This window comes from Actinomadura luteofluorescens (assembly GCF_013409365.1).
Lineage (GTDB): Bacteria > Actinomycetota > Actinomycetes > Streptosporangiales > Streptosporangiaceae > Spirillospora > Spirillospora luteofluorescens.
Window position 1 is genome coordinate 2,493,203 of the sequence record NZ_JACCBA010000001.1, and the last position, 18,935, is coordinate 2,512,137.

The 18,935-nt window shown below is 71.4% G+C and carries 16 protein-coding genes; 9 read left to right on the top strand and 7 right to left on the bottom strand.

The genetic code is table 11. The features are described 5' to 3' along the window. Positions 1–150: 150 nt before the first annotated feature. Positions 151–1,089, bottom strand: coding sequence for a helix-turn-helix transcriptional regulator (locus tag BJY14_RS11445; protein ID WP_179843597.1), 939 nt, complete (start codon positions 1,087–1,089; stop codon positions 151–153). A gap of 129 nt (positions 1,090–1,218) precedes the next feature. On the opposite strand from BJY14_RS11445, the gene BJY14_RS11450 reads away from it, so the two are divergent. Further along, on the top strand, positions 1,219–3,492 hold the full coding sequence (locus BJY14_RS11450; RefSeq protein WP_179843598.1) for a PA domain-containing protein: 2,274 nt from the start codon (positions 1,219–1,221) through the stop codon (positions 3,490–3,492). Positions 3,493–3,595: 103 nt separating this feature from the next. Here the strand turns inward: BJY14_RS11450 and BJY14_RS11455 are convergent, their stop codons facing one another. Then, positions 3,596–4,087 carry a hypothetical protein gene (locus BJY14_RS11455; protein WP_179843599.1) on the bottom strand — a complete coding sequence of 164 codons (492 nt, stop codon included), beginning with the start codon at positions 4,085–4,087 and terminating at the stop codon, positions 3,596–3,598. A gap of 702 nt (positions 4,088–4,789) precedes the next feature. Here BJY14_RS11455 and BJY14_RS11460 point away from each other — a divergent pair. After that, positions 4,790–6,067: a M14 family metallopeptidase gene (locus tag BJY14_RS11460; protein ID WP_179843600.1), complete on the top strand. Its 1,278-nt coding sequence runs from the start codon at positions 4,790–4,792 to the stop codon at positions 6,065–6,067. Between the two features lie 172 nt (positions 6,068–6,239). On the opposite strand, the gene BJY14_RS11465 is transcribed toward BJY14_RS11460, so the two are convergent. Both BJY14_RS11465 and BJY14_RS11470 read right to left on the bottom strand, forming a co-directional pair. After that, positions 6,240–7,208, bottom strand: a complete 969-nt coding sequence (locus tag BJY14_RS11465) for a TIGR03557 family F420-dependent LLM class oxidoreductase (protein ID WP_179843601.1) — start codon at positions 7,206–7,208, stop codon at positions 6,240–6,242. 1 nt (position 7,209) lies between these two features. Further along, positions 7,210–7,746, bottom strand: a complete 537-nt coding sequence (locus BJY14_RS11470) for a ferritin-like domain-containing protein (RefSeq protein ID WP_179843602.1) — start codon at positions 7,744–7,746, stop codon at positions 7,210–7,212. Between the two features lie 218 nt (positions 7,747–7,964). Between BJY14_RS11470 and BJY14_RS11475 the strand changes: the two genes are divergently transcribed. The 4 genes from BJY14_RS11475 (at position 7,965) to BJY14_RS11490 (ending at position 11,143) form a co-directional block, all read left to right on the top strand. Next, the gene (locus tag BJY14_RS11475; RefSeq protein ID WP_179843603.1) at positions 7,965–8,246 is read left to right on the top strand and encodes a hypothetical protein; all 282 of its coding nucleotides are present in this window, start codon (positions 7,965–7,967) and stop codon (positions 8,244–8,246) included. A gap of 99 nt (positions 8,247–8,345) precedes the next feature. Then, positions 8,346–8,594 carry a hypothetical protein gene (locus BJY14_RS11480; protein WP_179843604.1) on the top strand — a complete coding sequence of 83 codons (249 nt, stop codon included), beginning with the start codon at positions 8,346–8,348 and terminating at the stop codon, positions 8,592–8,594. Beyond that, positions 8,591–9,907 carry a hypothetical protein gene (locus BJY14_RS11485; protein ID WP_179843605.1) on the top strand — a complete coding sequence of 439 codons (1,317 nt, stop codon included), beginning with the start codon at positions 8,591–8,593 and terminating at the stop codon, positions 9,905–9,907. The genes BJY14_RS11480 and BJY14_RS11485 overlap by 4 nt, the downstream gene beginning before the upstream one ends. Positions 9,908–10,123: 216 nt before the next feature. After that, entirely contained in the window at positions 10,124–11,143 is a 1,020-nt protein-coding gene (locus BJY14_RS11490; RefSeq protein WP_246395871.1) for an alpha/beta hydrolase, read from the top strand. Between the two features lie 132 nt (positions 11,144–11,275). On the opposite strand, the gene BJY14_RS11495 is transcribed toward BJY14_RS11490, so the two are convergent. Together BJY14_RS11495 and BJY14_RS44380 are read right to left on the bottom strand one after the other, a co-directional pair. Beyond that, on the bottom strand, positions 11,276–12,493 hold the full coding sequence (locus tag BJY14_RS11495) for a PP2C family protein-serine/threonine phosphatase (protein ID WP_179843606.1): 1,218 nt from the start codon (positions 12,491–12,493) through the stop codon (positions 11,276–11,278). A gap of 148 nt (positions 12,494–12,641) precedes the next feature. Next, positions 12,642–14,459, bottom strand: a complete 1,818-nt coding sequence (locus BJY14_RS44380) for a serine/threonine-protein kinase (protein ID WP_218905291.1) — start codon at positions 14,457–14,459, stop codon at positions 12,642–12,644. A gap of 763 nt (positions 14,460–15,222) precedes the next feature. On the opposite strand from BJY14_RS44380, the gene BJY14_RS45070 reads away from it, so the two are divergent. From BJY14_RS45070 to BJY14_RS11515, 3 genes are read left to right on the top strand one after another with little or no spacing between them, the layout of a single operon-like run. Continuing rightward, positions 15,223–15,624 (top strand): HalD/BesD family halogenase, encoded by a 402-nt coding sequence (locus tag BJY14_RS45070; protein ID WP_246395873.1) that lies wholly within the window; start codon positions 15,223–15,225, stop codon positions 15,622–15,624. Between the two features lie 13 nt (positions 15,625–15,637). Then, positions 15,638–16,447 carry a class I SAM-dependent methyltransferase gene (locus tag BJY14_RS11510; RefSeq protein WP_179843607.1) on the top strand — a complete coding sequence of 270 codons (810 nt, stop codon included), beginning with the start codon at positions 15,638–15,640 and terminating at the stop codon, positions 16,445–16,447. Between the two features lie 59 nt (positions 16,448–16,506). Continuing rightward, the gene (locus BJY14_RS11515) at positions 16,507–18,300 is read left to right on the top strand and encodes a choline/carnitine O-acyltransferase (protein ID WP_312879146.1); all 1,794 of its coding nucleotides are present in this window, start codon (positions 16,507–16,509) and stop codon (positions 18,298–18,300) included. On the opposite strand, the gene BJY14_RS11520 is transcribed toward BJY14_RS11515, so the two are convergent. Continuing rightward, the gene (locus tag BJY14_RS11520) at positions 18,301–18,876 is read right to left on the bottom strand and encodes an antibiotic biosynthesis monooxygenase (protein WP_179843608.1); all 576 of its coding nucleotides are present in this window, start codon (positions 18,874–18,876) and stop codon (positions 18,301–18,303) included. Between the last annotated feature and the right edge of the window lie 59 nt (positions 18,877–18,935).

Below are 18,935 nucleotides of genomic sequence, written 5' to 3' on the forward strand. Positions count from 1 at the left end.
GATAAACCAGGAAATGGTGCAGGGCGGGCGGCGAACCGGGCATGGCCTCACAGTGAGCGACCCGCGTCACGATCCAGGATGCGGCGGCGGAGGCGGAACGTCAGCCGGACCGCCGATCTGCTCCCCCGCACGACTCCGAACCGAGGCGTGTCATCGGTCCTGGTGGTGGGTGTAGAGGGCGCCGGCCTGGAAGCGGGTGCGGGCGCCGAGGCGGTCGCAGAGGTCGCGGACGCGGCGCTGGACGGTGCGGGTGCTGATGGAGAGGCGGCGCGCGATGGCGTCGTCGGTGAGGCCCGCGGCGAGGAGGGCGAGGACGGTGTCGTCCGGGGCGTCCTGGCCGGGGAGCGGGACGGCGGAGCGCCACAGCGCCTCGAAGAGCGAGACGAGGGCGTCCAGCAGGGCGGACGGGTGGACGATCAGGGAGCTGTCGACCGAGCTGGCGTGCTGCGAGGTGAGCGGCAGCATCGCGGTGCGGCGGTCGGCGACGGCGAGCTTGATGGGGACGGCGCCGAGGCGGGCCTGCTCGCCGGACGCGACGGCGCGGCGGACGTGGTCGAGGGCGTGCGGCTCGTCGAGCGCCTCGGGGCCGTAGATGCCGCGCACCGCGATGCCGCGGCGCATGGTGCGCTCCTGCTCGTCGCTCGACACGGTGGCGTCGGTCGCGAACGGAGGCTGGACGAGGACGAGCAGCTCCTCGCGGGCGCCGTTCATGAGCTGCAGGTAGCGGCGGGACACGGCCGTCCGGCCGCTGACGACCTCGACGAGCTCCTCCGGGTGCGGCGCGGCCTCGGCCAGGAGCGGGCCGATGGCGGCGCGGCTGCGGGCGATCTCCTCCTGGCGGCTGGCGACGAGGGCCTCCACCGCGACGTGCGGAGGGGTGGCGAGGAGGCGCAGCGGGCGCCCGGCCAGGCGGGTCACGAGGCCGAGGTCCTCAAGGCGCGGCAGGAGGCGGCGCAGTGCCGCGACGGACGCGCCGTGGCGCGCCGCGAGGTCGGCGAGGGTGGACGGGCCCTCCCGCAGCAGGGTGCGGTACGCCGCCTCCTCGGCGGCGGTCACCCCGAGTCCCTCCAGGAGCGGCGAATCGGACACGTCCTAAATGTACGGCTTCCCGGTCCGTTTGACGGGTTCCCGCCATGGCGGAAGCCGCCACCGTGTTCCCTGGCCCGGCCGCGGCGGCCGACCAGACAATCAAGATCCACTTTTTGGGGAGGGATGGCCATGTGGTTGAGGACCGCGGCGGCCCTGGGTCTCGGCGCGCTGGCGTTCGCGGCGCCGGCGGCGGCGGACGCCGGGCCCGCGTCCGCTCTGCGGGCGGAGGCCGGAGCCTACGACGTCACGCTGCCGACCGGCGACACGGTGCACGTCGGGGGTGAGGACACGACGGTGACGCCGGCGGCGGGGCGCTCCCCCGCGTTCTCCGTCCGGCACAGCGGGGGTGACCTGTACGTCGTCCCTGACGACCGGCTCGCCGACGACCCGGAGCGCTACAACGTGACGGCGCTGCACGAGCGGCGGCGGTCCGCTGCGCCTGAGCCGAAGGCGTCCGGTGAGCTGGTCACGGTGCGGGTGAGGAGCATCGCGCGGGACGGGCGGCCAGGCCTCGGCACGGCGGGCTTCCTGAACGTGAAGGACGCCTCGATCGGCAACGCGCACCGGCCGCTGCCCGGCGACCCGGACGCGCCCTGCACCGACGAGCGCTGGAACGACGCGAACTGCGTGCGGCTGGTCCCGGGGACGTACTCCGTCATGGGCGTCGTGAAGACGATGCCGTCGTGGGCGCCGAGCACCGGTCCCGGCAAGCCGCTCAACCACAGCCTCGTCGGCTACCCGGAGATCGAGATCACCCGGGACACCGAGATCGTCCTGGACGCGCGCAAGGCGGAGGAGGTGACCGTCCGCACGCCCGAGCACGCCACCGCGCCCGGCCTGGGCGCGATCAGCCACCTGATGTGGACGCGCGGGCCCGCGAACGGGCCGGCCGTGGACGAGGGCGTCTACATGGGCGACGGCGCGACGCTGGAGCAGCGGGTGTTCCTCCAGCCGACCGCGAAGGTCCGCACCGGGACGTTCGAGGCGTACACGCGGTGGCGGCTGGAGGCGCCCGCGATCACGATGCGGGCGGGCGGCCGGACCCTGCACCCCGAGTACTATCCGGCGGCCTACTTCAGCGACACCTCGGACCAGTTCCCGCGCCTCGGCGGCAGCGCGGCCATGCGGGTCGCGGACGGGGACGAACCCGGCGCCGACCTGCGCGGACGGCTCGCCCTGGTGCAGCGCGAGGACGGCGTGCCCGTCGCCGAGCAGGTCGCCAGGGCCGCCAAGGCCGGGGCGCGCATGGTCGCCGTCTACAACGACAAGCCGGGCGTGAACGACGATCCGGGCGGCTACGGGGCGCAGTTGAAGGTCCCGACCGTCCGCCTGTCCCATGAGGAAGGCCGGGCCGTACTGCGGGGGAAGGCAACGGTGACGGCCAAGGGCATCACGGAGAGCCCGTACCAGTACGACCTGCTACTTCCGGAGAAGGGGCAGATCTCCAGGAACTTGAACCATGTCGCGCGCACGCGGGATCTGGCGCGAATCGACAACGCCTACCACGGCGATGGCGCCATGACCGCCGCGCGCTACGGCAAGCGCCCCTGGGAGGACTTCGCCCTCGCCTACAGCCGCCCGGTCACCGGTACTCCGCGGACGCGCGTCGAATACGTCTCGGCAGATCCGGAAACACAGTGGTCCGCGATGGCCATCACCCCGGAGCAGCCTTACAACAACGCCTTCCCCGGCCCGGACACGCCCCACTTCGTGCTCGGCGAAACGAAATCGTCCCCCTACAAGGCGGGGCAGCGTATCGCGCACAGCTGGGGCAAGGCCCCGCTGACCGGCGGGATCAGTGCGCAGTCACCGATCGTCCGCGCCGGTGACCAGATCCGTCTGCGGGTCGGCATGACGGACGCGGCGCGGAATTTCTCCGACGCCTACTCCAGCTCCTTCCCGAATGGTTTCGCCACCGATTTCCGCGTCTACCGGGACGACGAACTCATCGCGCAGACCGCCTACAAGGCGAGCGGGGTACTGGCGACGACACCGGAGGACGCCGGATACCGGGTCGAGTACGACTTCGCCAACAACGCCCCAGGGGCCCGGCTGTCCACGCGGACCAAGACGTCCTGGACGTTCCGCTCCGCGCACACGACCGACGTCACGCCCCTTCCGCTGCTCCAGGTCGGTTACGACGCGGCGCTCGACCTGCGGAACCGGACCGGCTCCAAGACGTTGCGGCTGACGGTTCGCCACCAGGACGGCTCGTCCGCGCCGCTGCGCCGCCTAGCCCTCCAGACGTCGTTCGACGACGGCAGGACCTGGACGGACGTCCCGCTGAAGAACGGCGTCGCCCGCCTCCACGGAAAGGGGACGGTGTCCCTGAGGGTCACCGCCGAGGACGACCGGGGCAACGCGATCGCCCAGGAGACCGTCCGCGCCTACGAGCTGCGCTGACGGGCCGGTACGACCGGACGCCGTGACCCCGGCGGCGCGGCCGGGGTCACGGCACGGGCGGCGGGTCCGGCCGACGTCAGGGCCGGACCCGCCCCCGCGGGGATCAGGGCTGCTTGTAGTCGTACTTGGCCGTGATCTTGGCCGAGGACGGGCAGAGGAGGCCGCTCGTCTTGGGCACGACCTGGTTGGTGAAGGTGGCGGTGAACGGGAAGTTCGTGGCCGAGGCGGTGCCGGTCAGGGTTCCGCCGTAGGTGCAGCCGATCGCGCTCATCGAGAAGTTGTTGATCTTGACGGTGGTGCCGCTGAAGGTGCCGCTCCAGGGCAGGGCCCCGGGAGTGACGGTGACCCCGCAGCCGCCGGCGCTCGCGGACGTGTAGGACGCGTTGACGCCGCCCGACAGGACCGTGCCCTTCAGCACGGAGCTGGTGCAGCTGGCCGGGACTCCCGCGTCGATCACCATGGTGCCGTTGAGGGTGGCGGTGAACGAGCCGGTGTTGACGGCCAGGGCGGGCGAGGCCGTCAGGGCGACGGTGGCGGTGGCGGTGGCCGCGACCGCGGCCGAGGCGACCGCGGCGATCTTCGTGGTGCGAGACAAGGGGGGTCCTCATTTCGAACGGTGGGCGTCGCGCCTGCACCCGAAGGGTGGGGTGGGAGGTCCGTTGATCCATGCACGGCTCCGCCCATGGCCGGTGGGAAGGCCGCCGCGAATCAGGGACCGGGCCGGGGAACCGCCCTGTCGCCCTCGACATGGGTTCCAACCGGGAGTAGAACGCGTTCTAACGCAGACCATAGACAAAGGTCATAGAGTGGTCAATACCCGGACGCGACTCTCCCGTTATCTCGCGATGACACCGATCATAAAGCGTCGTTCCGAACGTCCGTAAGTCACCATCCATGCAGGATACAGACATACTCGCGATCGGCATGCTCGTCCCGCCCCATCAGCCCCACCCTCTCCGGCAACGGCGGCGAACGTCGGGGCAAAATGTGCGAGAACCGGTTACACAGCGCGGACGGCGAACCAAGTTGAGAGGGGCGCCCGCCCGGCTGTGAAATTTCACATCCACTCTGATCGGCACTGAAACCCGCTTCGGACTCGGGCGGCCCGGTATCTCTGATCTGGCGATTCTTCGCGACTCCGGATTTACGGAGCCGCCCGGAAGTCCCCGCCCCCGGCCATTGTCAGGCGGGCGGTTCCGGTCCATCGTGACGGGACCGCGAGCGTCCGTGAGCGTCCCGCAGGAGACCCCGCCGCGCGACGAGCGGGCGCGTTGAGCCGAACGGCAGGTACCCCGTCATGAGAAGTTCCCGCCGATTGCGTTCCCTGCTCGCCGTCCCGGCGGCGCTGGCGCTGGCCCTGGCCGGGCTCGCCGCGCCGTCCGCCGCGTCGGCGCCCGGCCCCGAGACCGCCGGGCAGTACGTCGTGACCGGTCCCCGGACCGGCCAGCAGCGCAGCCAGGTCGCCCGGACCGGAGCGGCGATCAACGCCGTCCGGGCCGGCGGGGTGGAGGTCAGCGCCATCCCGTCGGAGGTCAGGGCGATCCGGCGGCTCGGCTTCGCCGTGCGGCCGGCCCCCGTCCAGACCGCGAACCCGAGCGCGGCGCCGAGCACCGCGGCGACGTCGTACCACACGTTCGCCGAGATGCGGCAGGAGGTGGACTCGGTCGTCGCCGCCCACCCGGCGATCGCCCGCCAGTTCGTCGTCGGCAAGTCCTACCAGGGCCGCGACATCGTCGGCGTGAAGATCAGCGACAACGTGGCGACCGACGAGAACGAGCCCGAAGTCATGATCATCGCCAACATCCACGCGCGCGAGCGGCTCACCGCCGAGCAGGCGCTCGACTACATCGGGCAGCTCACCACCGGGTACGGGTCCAACAGCCGGATCACGAACCTGGTGAACTCCCGCGAGATCTACGTCATGCCGATGGTCAACCCGGACGGCCAGGTCTACGACATGACCAGCGACACCCAGCCGGGCCGGATGTGGCGCAAGAACCGCCAGCCCAACCCCACGTCCACGGGCACGGACCTGAACCGCAACTTCGCCTACAAGTGGGGCTGCTGCGGCGGCTCGTCCGGCAACGGCTCCAGCGAGACCTACCGGGGCACCGGCCCCGAGTCCGCCACCGAGACGAAGGTCCTCGCCGACTTCGTGCGGAGCCGGGTCGTGGGCGGCAAGCAGCAGCTCGGCATGTTCCTGGACATCCACTCGGACGCGGAACTGGTGCTGTGGCCGTTCGGCTACACCTACAGCAACACCGTCCCGGGCTCGATGTCCGCCGACGAGGAGGCCGCCCACCGCACCATCGGCCGGGAACTGGCCGGAACGAACGGCTTCGCGCCCGAGCAGTCCAGCGACCTGTACATCACCGACGGGACCACGGACGACTACACGTGGGGCCAGCAGCGCATCTTCTCGTTCACGTTCGAGCTGGCCGGAGGCAGCTTCTACCCGGCGCCGTCCGCGATCGCCGGTGAGGTCCAGCGCAGCCGCGAGGCCCTGCTGCGCCTGACCGACTACGCCGACTGCCCCTACCGCGCCATCGGAAAGCAGAGCCAGTACTGCGCCTAACTTAGAAGTGGCCGAGGCCACGCGCGCGAACGCGTGACCTGCCCGGTGGAGCGAAGCCGAAGGCGAGCGACACCGGGCAGATCGCGAAGCGATGCCGCGTTCGCCCAGTACCGGTCACGTAGCGAGCCGCCAGGCGAGCGAAGTGGGCCGGGACCGAGAAAACACAGCACCGTCAGCCGAAACGTTCGCGGAGGGCCGGGAGGAGGTCGGCCTCCGCCCAGGTCCGGAAGTCCTTCTGGTGCTCGGGCCCGGACTGGCAGAACGAGATGTGGGTGAAGCCCGCGTCGGCCCACTGCCGGACGGCCTCGACGTAGTCGTCCACGTCGTCGCCGCAGGGGACTGACTCCACGACGTCCTCCGGACGGACGGTCTTCGTGGCGGCCTCGAAGTTCACCGGGCCGGGCAGCTCGGCCATCACCTTCCACCCCGGGGCGGAGAACTTCCACGTGCTGTGGGCGCGTTGCCTGCACTCCTCATAGTCGTGACCGAAGGCCACGGGGATCTGCCCGTAGACGGGCTTGCCGGCGCCGCCCTCGTTGTGGAAGCGCTCGACGACCTCCGGGACCGGCTGGTCGGAGATGAGGAGGTCCGCGTGCTCGGCGGCGAGCCGGCCGGCGCGCCCGCCGAAGGCCGCCATGCCGATCCGGACGGGCTCGTCGGGCAGGTCGTACAGCTTCGCGGAGTCGACGCTGAAATGGCGGCCCCGGTAGTTGACGTAGTCGCCGCCGAACAGCGCGCGGATGATCTCCACGGCCTCGGCGAACATCTCGTGCCGGACGTCCACCGACGGCCAGCCGCGCCCGATGACGTGCTCGTTGAGGTTCTCCCCCGCCCCGAGACCGAGCGTGAACCGCCCGTCGGACAGCACGCCCATCGTGGCGGCCTTCTGCGCCACCACGGCCGGGTGGTAGCGCATGATCGGGCAGGTCACGAACGTCATCAGCGGGATGTGGTGGGTGGCCTGGGCGAGCGCGCCGAGCACCGACCAGGCGTAGGCGGAGTGGCCCTGGCTCTCCAGCCACGGGAAGTAGTGGTCGGAGATCACCGAGTAGGCGAATCCGGCCTCCTCGGCCTCCACGAGGTCGGTGACGAGCTGCTTGGGCGGCGTCTGCTCGCAGAGCAGCGTGTATCCGAATTCCATGTCAGATCCCCAGCAGGTCCATGATGTCGTCGGCGTGTTCTTCCTCTTCGGCGAGGATGTGCTCCATCAGCCGGCGGGTGGTCACGTCGCCGTCGCCGAGCCAGCGGATGATCTCCTGGTAGGACTCGATGACGATCCGCTCGGCGACGAGGTTCTCCTCCAGCATGCTCTTCAGGTCGTTCTCGTCGAACGTCCGGTAGGTGGTGTGGGAGCGCTCGGCCAGCGTCTTCGGGTCGAAGTCCGGCTGCCCGCCGAGCTGGCTGATGCGCTCCGCGGCGCGCATCGCGTGGCCGCGCTCCTCGTCGGCGTGTTCGGCGAACTCCGCCGACACCTGCGCCCGGTCGATCCCCGTCGCGCTGATCGCGTGCTGCGCGTAGCGCATCCAGCACACGATCTCGGTGGCGAGGACGTCGTTGAGGACGCCGACGACCTCCTCGGCGCTCCTGCCGTAACCCGCGGTCACGGGTCCGTCGGTCATCTTGGCGCGGGCGCGTTCGCGGATCGCCGCGACGTCGATGCTGAAGCTGCTCTCGGCCATGCACTCCTCCTGATCTGCGCGGATATGGGCTCCCCTACCCATCAGGGCCCGCTCATGCCTGGACGCCGACGCGAGGAACCTGCCGCCCGGAGGGTTACTTGGCCACCGTACGTCACATCTGCTATACGTAGAGCTACCTCGCTCCGACCTGGGGCGAGGGAAGGGACATCCGGTATCCACCTTGAGATCCGGGCGTGACAAGGAAGAAAAGGAACCACATGAAGTCCTTCAGCTACACCGAGCTGGACAAGCTCGCCGGTGAGGTCCTGCCGGAGCGCGCCGTTCTGTCCACCCTTCTCGTCGGGGGCGGCGAGAACGAGAACGCCAACCTCAACCTCAACCACGGCGGTGGCGGCGACGGCACGACCGCGGTCGTGAACGCCTGCCAGAGCCAGCAGACCCGCCCCGACAGCGGCCTGCTCCAGCTGGTCGGCCTGCACGCGCAGAACGACGCCAGCTCGCAGTCCTGCATCCCGGGCGCCGTGGTCTCCGGCCACTGAGCCGAGCGTGCGTAACCGCGGGCTTCGGCTCGCAATCGGAAGGGCTGGCGGCTTCCGCCAGCCCTTCCCCCCTTCCTACGGAAAAGTGAAAGCGATCCCATGAGCTCTTCCAACCCTCAGTGGCTCACCTATGCGGAACTGGACCGGTTGACCGGGGAGGTCCTGCCGCGCCGGTTCGCGCTGTCCGCCCGGACCGGTGGCGGCGGCGGCGACACCCAGGTCTTCTACGCCTGCCAGGCCACCCAGTCCGCCGGGACGACCGGCCTGCTCGGCACCGGTCTGCTCGCCGAGCCCCCGTCCTCCACGTTGACCTGCACGCCCGCCGTCGTGGTGCACGACAAGCCATGACCGCGCCCGCCGCCCTCACCCTGCCCGCACTGGTGGACGGCGCCGAACTCGTCGGCGAGTTCAAGAACTCCGGGTACCGCGAGCCGCCGCAGCTGGTGCGCCTGCCGAACCGGCAGCTCGTCCGGCTGCCCCCGCTGCTGTTCCTGGTCGCCAAGGCGCTGCAGGAGCACCGCCACCTGGCGGGCGAGAGCGACGTGGTCGCCTCGCTCGCCACCGTGGCCGACTCGGTCAGCCGGGAGGCGGGCGCGCGGCTGACCTCCGAGCAGATCGTCTACCTGGTGGACCGCAAACTCGCCCCGCTCGGCGTCACCACCTTCAGCGACGGCACCGAGCCGCAGCTCGCGCGGTCCGACCCGTTCCTGGCGCTCAAGTTCAAGGTCGCGGTGTTCCCGGAGTCGGTCACCTGGTTCATCGGCGGCCTGTTCGCCTGGCTGTTCCGCCCCTGGGTGATGGCGCCCGTACTCGCCGGTTTCCTGGCCGGCGAGGTCTGGGTGCTCACGTCCAGGTCGATCGCCGACGCGCTGTCGATGGCGATCCTCAAACCGGTCAGCATCCTGCTGGTGATCGCGCTCGGGATCGCCTCGTGCGCGTTCCACGAGATCGGGCACGCCTCGGCCTGCCGGTACGGAGGCGTCCGCCCGGGCGTCATGGGCTGCGGCATCTACCTGGTGTGGCCCGCGTTCTACACCGACATCACCGAGTCGTACCGGCTCGGCCGCGCGGGGCGGCTCCGCGCCGACCTCGCCGGCGTCTACTTCAACGCCATCTTCGTCATCGGGCTGACCCTGCTCTACGCGCAGACGGGGTTCGCGCCGCTGATCGTCGCCATCATGTACGTCAACCTGGAGATGGTGCAGCAGCTGCTGCCGACGCTCCGGTTCGACGGGTACTACATCATGTCCGACCTCATCGGCATCCCCGACCTGTTCCGGTACATCGGGCCGATCCTGCGCCGGACGCTCCTGCGGCGCCCCGCCGACGCCCGGCTCGACGACCTCAAGCGCTGGCCCCAGATCTTCGTCACGGTCTGGGTGCTGACGGTGATCCCCATGCTGGCCTTCCAGATCGCGCTGATCATCACACAGGTCCCCGGGCTGGTGGCCAAGGACTGGGGGATGATGCGCAGGCTCGCGTCCGCCGCCGCCGACGGCGCGGACCCCCTCACGCTCCTCACCTCCGGGCTCCAGATCGTCCTGCTGGTCCTGCCGCTGGTCGGCGTGGCGTTCATCCTTTACAGCATGGTCCGCGGGCTGGTGCGGTGGACCGTCCGCTACGTGAACGCGCCCGTCGCCAAGGCCGCCTCCGGCACCTGACGGGCCCCTCTCACCAACGCGCCGGGTGCCGCCAGGGGGCACCCGGCGCGTTTTTCCTGTCCGTTGAAATGCATTTTATAAGCTTTTCCCCCTGCGCTTCGGAGCGCCGGGCCACGGGAATCCCCGGGAACGGGGAGAGAAAGTCCACACAAAGGATCTCTCCTCTTTCCCAAGGCCGGCACGATCTCACGGCCGGTGTTTCCGGAAGGCCCCGCGTTGCTCCGTCGCCCCACCCCCGCCGCATGGCTGGGGGCCTTCGCGCTCCTGCTCCCCCTCGTGCTCGCGAACCGGTCCATGGCGGCCGCGCCGGCCGCCGCCGAGATCGTCGCCGAGACGGCCGTCGCGCCCCGCACCCTGGACCTGACCATTGCCTCTCCCGCCATGGACGGCCGCCGGAAGGTGCGGCTCCTGCTCCCGCCGGGCTGGTCGCGGCACGCGGAGCGCACCTGGCCCGCGCTGTGGCTGCTGCACGGCGGCGTGGACGACTACACCGCCTGGACACGCGACACCGACGTCGCCGAACTCACCGCCGGCACCGGGGTCATCGTGGTCATGCCGGACGGCGGGCGCTGCGGTAATTACTCCGACTGGTGGAACTACGGGAACGGCGGCCCGCCGCGCTGGGAGACGTTCCACATGACCGAACTGCGGCGCATTCTCGAACGGGACTACCGCGCGGGCACGCGGCGCGTGATCGCCGGCAATTCCATGGGCGGCCTCGGCGCCATGCTGTACGCGGCCCGGTTCCCCGGCGCGTTCGCGGCCGCGGCGGCGTTCAGCGGCTACCTCGACACCCTGCACGGCCACGAGCCGGGCGACGACTCGACCGGCTGGGGGCCGTCCCTGGCCTGCCCCGGCACCGACTGGCGACGGGTGTGGGGCGACCCCGACGACCAGGCCGCGATCTGGCGCGCCCACAACCCGACCGACCTCGCGGGGCGGCTGCGCGGCGTCCGGCTCTGGGTGGCGAGCGGCAACGGCAGGGCCGGGCCGCTCGGCCGGCTGCCGTTCACCGACCCGGTGGAGGCCGGCGCGAACGACCACGCGCACGCGTTCGTGGACCGGCTGCGCACCCTCGGCATCCCGGTGACCGCCCGCTTCTTCGACGGGCAGCACGACTGGCCCTACTGGCAGCGCGACCTGCACGAGGCATACCCGATGCTCATGGCCGCCCTTGGGCTAGGCTGCGTTTCAGAGTCCCGGCCCACTTCGCTCGCCTTGCGGCTCGCTACGTGACCGGCACTGGGCGAACGCGGCATCGCTTCGCGATCTGCCCGGCTCCGCTCGCCTCCGGCATCGCTCCACCGGCCAGCTCACGCGTTCGCGCGCGTGGCCGAACCCACTTCGAGACAGGCCCTCGGCCCCGGCTCAGTCGTCTTTGAGGGTTTCCGGGGCGTTCTTCATGCCGAGGGGCCCGTTCCATTCGAGGAGCAGGACCGTGGCGTCGTCGGCCAGGCGGCCCGCGTGGTGCTCCAGGATGCTGTGGACGAGCCGCCGCAGCGTCTCGGGGACCGACAGCCCGTCGGCCTCGCGCCGGATGATGAAGTCGACGAACCGCTGCAGCCCGAACTCCTGCTTGTTCGGATCGCGGGCCTCCACGATCCCGTCGCTGTAGAACAGGATCCGGTCGCCCGGCTCCAGTTGCTCGTTGCACACTCTCGCCTGCACGCCGAGCCCGGTGCCGAGCGGGGTGCCCGGCGGGCACTCCAGCGTGGTGACCCACCGCGACCCGCGGACGACGACGGGCGGAGGGTGCCCGTGCGAGACCCACGACAGCCGCCCCGACGGCAGGTCGAGCTCGGCCAGCACGCCCGTGACGAAGCGCCCGCCCGGGTCCTGTTCGAGCAGCGCCGCCTCCACCGCCTGCGCCGTCTCGACGAGCCCGGCGCCCTGGATGCGGGCGTTGCGGCAGGCCGCGACGGCGAGGTTGGAGGTGAGCCCGGCGGCGGTGTCGTGGCCCATGGCGTCGAAGATCGTGAGATGGACGGTGTCGCCGGCCAGCGCGTAGTCGAAGGTGTCGCCGCCCAGCATGTAGGCCGGCTCCAGCGCGGCGCCGATGACCACCTGGTCATTGGCGAAGCTCGTGGGCGGAAGCAGCCGCCACTGCATCTCCGCCGACACCGTCATGTCCCTGGTCCGCACGAGGCGGGAGTAGGAGTCGCTGTAGGGACCCTTGCTGACGATGATCAATGCGACCAGGCCGGCCAGGACCTCGGCCTCCTCCCGGACCCGGTCGTCGTCGCGGCGGACGGTCACGCGCAGCACGCCGATCCGCTCGGTCCCGTCGAGGATCGGCACCCAGAACTGGCAGCGCCCGCCGTCGAGGGCCTGCCCGAACGCGGGTTCCATCGTCTGGAAGGCACGGCCCGCGACCGTCCCGTCGACCCTGAGCTCCGGCGATTCAACCGCGGGGTCCTGTCCGGCGTCCGGTCCCTTGCCGGTCAGCAGGCGCAGCACCGTCTGCTGGAGATCCACGACGTAGATGAGCGCGTCATGCAGGCCGTGGTCGGCGGCGTGCCGGGCCACCGCGCCCGGCAGCTGCTCCATCGACATCAGATGGCTGGCCGCCAACAGCTCTCTCAGCATCGGTTCGCCGCCCTGCACTCTCGGATCTCGGGGCTCCCACTCCACCGTCCCGCAGGCGGACCACCTCTCACCAGGACCGCAGTCCCCCCTTCCCGGAAAAACCCTTACCCCGACACGCGTCGTCCATGTGGGATCCGGGCCCGGCGCGTCAGGTCCGCGACGGTGAGGGGCCCGAGGGCAGCAGCGCGGCGATCTCGGGCTTCAGCAGGCCGCGGACGTTCGCGTAGGAGGTGCCGAAGTTCAGGTTGCCGCAGCCGTCACTGCCCCCGGCCAGGAAGGAGAGCTCGAAGCCGGTGAGAGTGAAGAACGGGAACAGGAACGGCCCCTGCCTGGCGGTCGACCCCTGGGTCCCGCGCGGGGAGAAGTCGGCGAGCTCGAACGGCCCGTCGGGGCTGCAGTCCCGCCATGGGCGCTCGTTCTGCGCCGGCTTCTGCGGGACGAGGGCGTTGAGCCGGCTCACGCCCGCCGCGGTGAGCGTCGAGGGCTTGAAGACGTCGGCCGCGGTGAGCCGGCGGCCGGTGCGCAGGTCGACGGTGACGACCTCGCCGCCCGGGGAGCCGTCGGCCTGCTGGCAGTTGTCCGACAGCAGGTAGTAGCGGACCGACACCAGGCGGGGGCCGCGCAGCCCGAGCCTCGTCTCGGTGCCGATCTTCGCGGGCCTGCCCTTGCAGAAACGTGGAGCGTTCTTCTTCCACACCCCGACGAGCCAGTCGATCGGCTCGCGCAGCTCGGCGTTGACGCGGCGCTCCAGCGCGGGGTCCCGCAACCCGGTGACCTTGGGGTACTGCGCGTTCTGGATCTCGATCGCCGGGTCGGTGAGCTTGCGGTTGTCGGCCACCAGGGTGACGACGGCGGCGGGCACGGGCGCGGGCCGCGAGGGCTCGTCGTCCTGCACCGCGTAGACGACGCCGCCCGCCGTCCCCGCGACCACGGCGGCGCCCGCGGCGGCCATCGCGCCCTTGCCGGCCGCGGTGGCGAGGAAGCCCTTGCTCACGGCCGCGCCCGCGGTCCCCGCACCGCCGGCGCCGCCCGCGCCGCCCGCTCCGGCGGTGCCCGCCGCACCCGCCGCGCCCGCGCCCGCCGCGGCGGACGCGCCGGGCGTGACGGCGAGGGCGCCGAGCGGGAACAGCGCGGCCAGGGCGACCGCGGCGCCCGCCAGGGCGCGCACGCCCCGCTGCTCCCAGTCGCCCCCGTACGCGGCGACGGCGGCGATGTCGAGCCGCGTGACGAACTCCGCCGCGCCCGGCGGCCGCTGCCCCGGGTCCTTCGCCATCCCCTGGAGGACGAGTTCGCGCAGCGGTCCGGGCACGTCCCGCACGTCGACCTGCGCGGTGAGGTGCTGGTTCATCAGGGCCGCCCGGTCGGCCGACGCGAAGGGGCGGTGCCCGGTGACGCACTCGACGAACACGCACGTCGCGGCGTACACGTCGGTGGCGGGGCTGGCGGGGTCGCCGCGCCACTGCTCCGGCGCCATGTAGACCGGCGTCCCCGAGATCGAGCTGCCGCCCGTCAGGACGGCGATGCCGAAGTCCACGAGCTTGCTCAGCCCGTCGCCCCGCACCACGACGTTCGCCGGCTTGTAGTCGCGGTGCACGACCCCGACGGCGTGCGCGGAGGCGAGCCCGAGCAGCGAGCCCTTCAGCACGAGCAGCGCGGCCTCCGGGGTGAGGGCCCCGTTCTCGCGCAGCACCTCCTTCAGGGACGCGCCGTTCACCGCCTCCATCACGATCGCCGCGCCGTGCTCGCCCTCCACGAACTGGTAGAGGCGGGCCACGTACGGGCTCGTCAGGCGGCCGAGCATCTGCGCCTCGGACCGCAGCGCGTCGACCGCGCCGGGGTCCCCGCCGGTCAGGTACTTGATCGCGACCGGGGTCCCGGAACCCGTGTGGCGGGCCAGGACGACCCGTCCCTGCGCGCCGCGCCCGAGCTCGCGCTCCTCGGTGAACCCTGCCAGCCGCCAGTCCATCCCGCTCTCCCGCCGCTCTTCAGATCATGCTTCACAGGACGGTGACGCCACCGCGTGAGGAAAGGTTCGCGGAAAGTCGGCACGACCGCCAGATCGGGCCCGGGCCCGGGGCCCGGGGAGGACCGGTGAGATGGGACACACCGGCCGCGGCGCGCACGCGGGCCCGGGAGCGTTCGAAGCCACAGGTCACGGGCCGCCCTTGTCATTCCATGACAAAGCGCGGAGGAAAAGCGCGGCCGGGAATTCGCGGAAGGAATGTGCTACAACCCGTTGGGGTTCGCCGACCGCGAAAGGATCTTCATGGGCGCAGCGGAGGCTCTCGCAGGGATCGTCGACACCGAGCGCTATCCGCTGGCCGCGCCGGGCGGCGCGGGATGGGACGTACTCGTTTCCCGGACCAGGGACGAGCTGGAGAAAACGGGCTGCTGCGTGCTGCCCGACTTCATTCGCCCGGCATTGCGGGACGCGCTGCGCGCGGAATGCGGGGCGATCGCACCGCACGCGCATTACGACGTGGAAACGGTGAACGCCTACAACATCGACGTGAGCACGCCATTGCCGGAGGACCACCCCGGGCGCCTCACCGTCGAGCGGGGCAACGCGTTCGTCGCCCGCGACCACATCCCCGCCGGGTCCGTCGTCCACCGGCTCTACGCGAGCGGGCTCTTCCAGCGGTTCGTGGCGGCCCTGCTTCGGGCTGCCCCGGGTCCACGAGCTGGCCGACCCGCTGTCGGGGCTCGTCCTCAACGTCGTCAACCCGGGAATGGAGCACCCCTGGCACTTCGACACCAACGAGTTCACCGTCAGCCTGCTGACGCAGGAGCCCGAGGACGGGGGCGTCTTCGAGTACTGCCCGAACATCAGGTCGGCGGAGGCGGAGAACTTCGGCGACGTGCGCCGCGTGCTGACCGGGCACGGCGGCGACCTCGTCCGCGGGCTCAGGCTCCGCCCCGGTGACCTGCAGCTGTTCAGGGGACGGTACTCGCTGCACCGGGTCGCCGCGGTCCGGGGGGACACGGCGCGGCACACGGCGATCCTCGCCTACAGCGAGCGCCCGGGGGTCATCGGCAGCGTCGCGCGCACGAGGCAGCTCTTCGGCCGCGTCCTGCCCGAGCACCTGGCGGCGGAGGGACGCGCCGTCAGGGTCGACCGGCTGCTGGACTAGGAGGCACCCGCCCGTGCGCACGGACGCCACAGGGAAGATCTCGCTCGACCACATCTACACCAGCCCCGATCCTCGCGCCTACTTCGGCACGCTGCGCGAACTCCACTACGACATCCCGGAACTGGCCAAACCGCACTTCCAGCGGCTCATCGCCGAATACCGGGAGGCGCGCGGCGTCCCGGTCCCCACCGTTCTCGATATCGGCTGTTCCTACGGCATTAATGCGGCTCTGCTGAAATACGGCGTGACGATGGCGGACCTGTACGATCGCTACGGCGGTCCCGACGCCCCCGGACGCACACGCGCCGGCCTTCTGGCCCGAGACCGGGAGTTGGTCCGTTCCCGTGAAGCGACGAACCGCCTGCGTTTCCTCGGCCTCGACGCGTCCGACAGCGCCCTTTCCTACGCGCTCGAAGCGGGCTTCCTCGACGGCGCCGTCCACGCGGACCTGGAGAACGGCGAGCCGACCGCCGAGCAGCGCGCCCAGCTCGCCGGAACGGACCTGGTCATCTCGACGGGGTGCCTCGGCTACGTCACCGAGCGCACCCTCACCCGCGTCGTCGAGGCGCACGGGGAGCGCAGGCCGTGGATGGCACATTTCGTGCTGCGCATGTTCCCGTTCGACCCGATCGCCGAAGCGCTCGCGGCCGCCGGGTACACGACCGTTCGCCACGAGGGCCTGTTCCGGCAGCGGCGGTTCGCGACGCCGCAGGAGCAGGAACTCGTCCTGGACCGGCTCGCCGAGGTCGGCGCCGACCCGGACGGCCTGGAGACCGGCGGCTGGTTCTACGCGCAGCTCTACATCAGCCGTCCACGCGACTGACCCCTTCCGACCGGTCGCGGACACGTGACCCGGGGAACGAACAGAACAAGAGGATCGATGTGAACGCCGGCCAAGAACTGTCGTCCCGCACCTTCGGCAACGAGGAGCGCCTGCCGCGGGTGCCGCTGCCCACGCTCGACGCCACCTGCGAGCGGTTCCTCGAATGGTGCGGACCGCTGCTGACCGCGGACGAGCGGGCCCGGACCGAGTCGGCGCTGGCCTCGTTCGCCCGCCCGGACGGCCCGGGCCGCGCGCTGCACGCGGCGCTGGAGCGCTACGACGCGAGCGAGGGGGTGGAGAGCTGGCTGGACACGTTCTGGCCCTACCGCTACCTCGGCCGCCGCGACCGGATCGCGCTGAACGCCAACTTCTTCTTCCTGTTCAAGGAGTCGCCGGAGGGACAGGTCGAGCGCGCGGCCGGGCTCATCGCCGGGGCGCTGGACTACAAGCTGCGGCTCGACCGGGAGGAGATCCCGCCGGTCGTGCAGCGCGGCCGCCCGCTGTCGATGGCGCAGAACCGGTACCTGTTCTCCACGACCCGCATCCCCGGCGCCGAACAGGACACCGTCCGCGCCCCCTACACCGCCGAGTGGCCGGGGCCGTCGGACGCCCGCCACATCGTGGTGCTGTTCCGCGGCAACATGATCAAAATGGACGTGCTCGGTCCCGACGGCCACCCCCACACGCTGGAGGAGCTGCGCGAGGGCCTCGGTTCCGTGCTGAAGGCGGAGGCGGCGCCGGTGCCGTCCGCCGGGCACCTCACCACCAAGGCCCGCGCCGAGTGGGCGGCGAGCCGCGAGGCCCTGCTGGCCCTCGGCAACGCCAAGGCGCTCGACGACATCGAGACCGCCCTGTTCTGCGTGTGCCTGGAGGACTCCGTCCCCGAGACCACCCTCGACGCCTGCGACCACCTGCTCCACGGCGACAGCGCCGGCCGCTGGTTCGACAAGGCCGTCTCCTTCGTCGTGTTCGGCGACGGCACCGCGGGCATCAACGTGGAGCACTGCGGCCTGGACGGCACCACGATTCTCAGCTTCGTCGACGCGCTGCTGAGCGAGCCCCCGGAGAAGCTGTCGCAGCGGTCGGGCGCCCGGTCGCAGGGGCTCCCGGTCGCCGAGGCGATCGAGTTCACTCTGGACGACGCCCTGCGGCGCGACATCGGCGACGCCGCGGCGGCCTTCGCCGCGTACGGGGCGGCCACGGCCACCACGACCGTGTCGTTCGACGACTTCGGCACCGAGCACATCAAGCGGCTGAAGATGTCGCCGGACGCGTTCGTCCAGATGGCCTACCAGCTCGCCCACAAGCGCGCGAAGGGCCTCGTCGGCGCCACCTACGAGTCGATCGCGACCCGCCAGTACCGGGGCGGGCGCACCGAGGCGATGCGCGTCGTCACCCCCGAGGTGCTCCGCTTCGTCGAGGCCATGGACGACCCGGCGGCCGGGGCAGGGCCGCGCCGGGACGCCTTCCGCGCCGCCGCCGACGCCCACGTCCGGCGGGCCAAGGAGTGCCAGGCGGGACAGGCGCCCGAGCAGCACCTGTGGGAGCTCCAGCTGATCCAGAAGCGGCGCGGCGCCGAGCTGGGCGTCACCGAGCCGCTCCCGCTGTTCGAGTCCCCCGGGTGGCTCGTCATGCGGGACGACTACCTGAGCACCAGTTCCGCACCGTCGGTCAACATCCGGTACTTCGGGTTCGGCTCGACCAGCGAACAGTGCATCGGCGTCGCCTACGTCCTGCTTCCCGACCGCCTCAACGTCTACCTGAGCACCCCGCGGCCGGTGGCGGACGCGATGCTGGAGTTCGCCGGCCGGCTCCGCGAGGCCGTCAGCGAGCTGCGGGACCTGCTCGCGTGATCACCTTCCGGGTCTCGCCGGCCGGTGCGTCCGCCCGATCGGGTAGAGCCAGCGCCGGAACACCCGGCTGAGCCCGGGCATCACGAGGACGGTGAGCAGCGGGATCACGATGACGGGGAACGTCAGCGCCCGCAGCGGCAGCGGCCACGACTGGGTCAGCGGCGTGACGAACGCCTGCAGGAGCAGGGCGAGCGGGTACACGGCGCAGAAGGTGACCACGATCATCTTGAGCTTGGAGGGCGGCGGGACGGACTCGCCGGGCAGGCTGAACCACGTCTCCAGCCCGGTGGTGTCCTGCCGGTGCTCGTCGGCGATCCCGCTGACCCGCTCGATCCACTCCGCGCGCTCGTCGGAGTGCAGCCACCGGTCGAGCCGCTCCTGGTCGGCGAAGTTCACGACCGTGTAGTACCGGTGCCGCGACCCCTCCGCGCGCAGCCAGGTGGCGCCCTGGTGGCCGGAGTACCGGGTCGCGACCTCGTGGAGCCCCTGCGCCCACTCCTCGAAGTCGCGCTCCCGGCCCGGCCTGACGTCCCAGGTGAACACGATCGTGACGGGCTCGGTCTCCGCTGAAGCCATGGCTGAGATCTCACCCGTCCCGTCCGGTCCATGCGCATCGGTCCCATCCGGTCCATGCG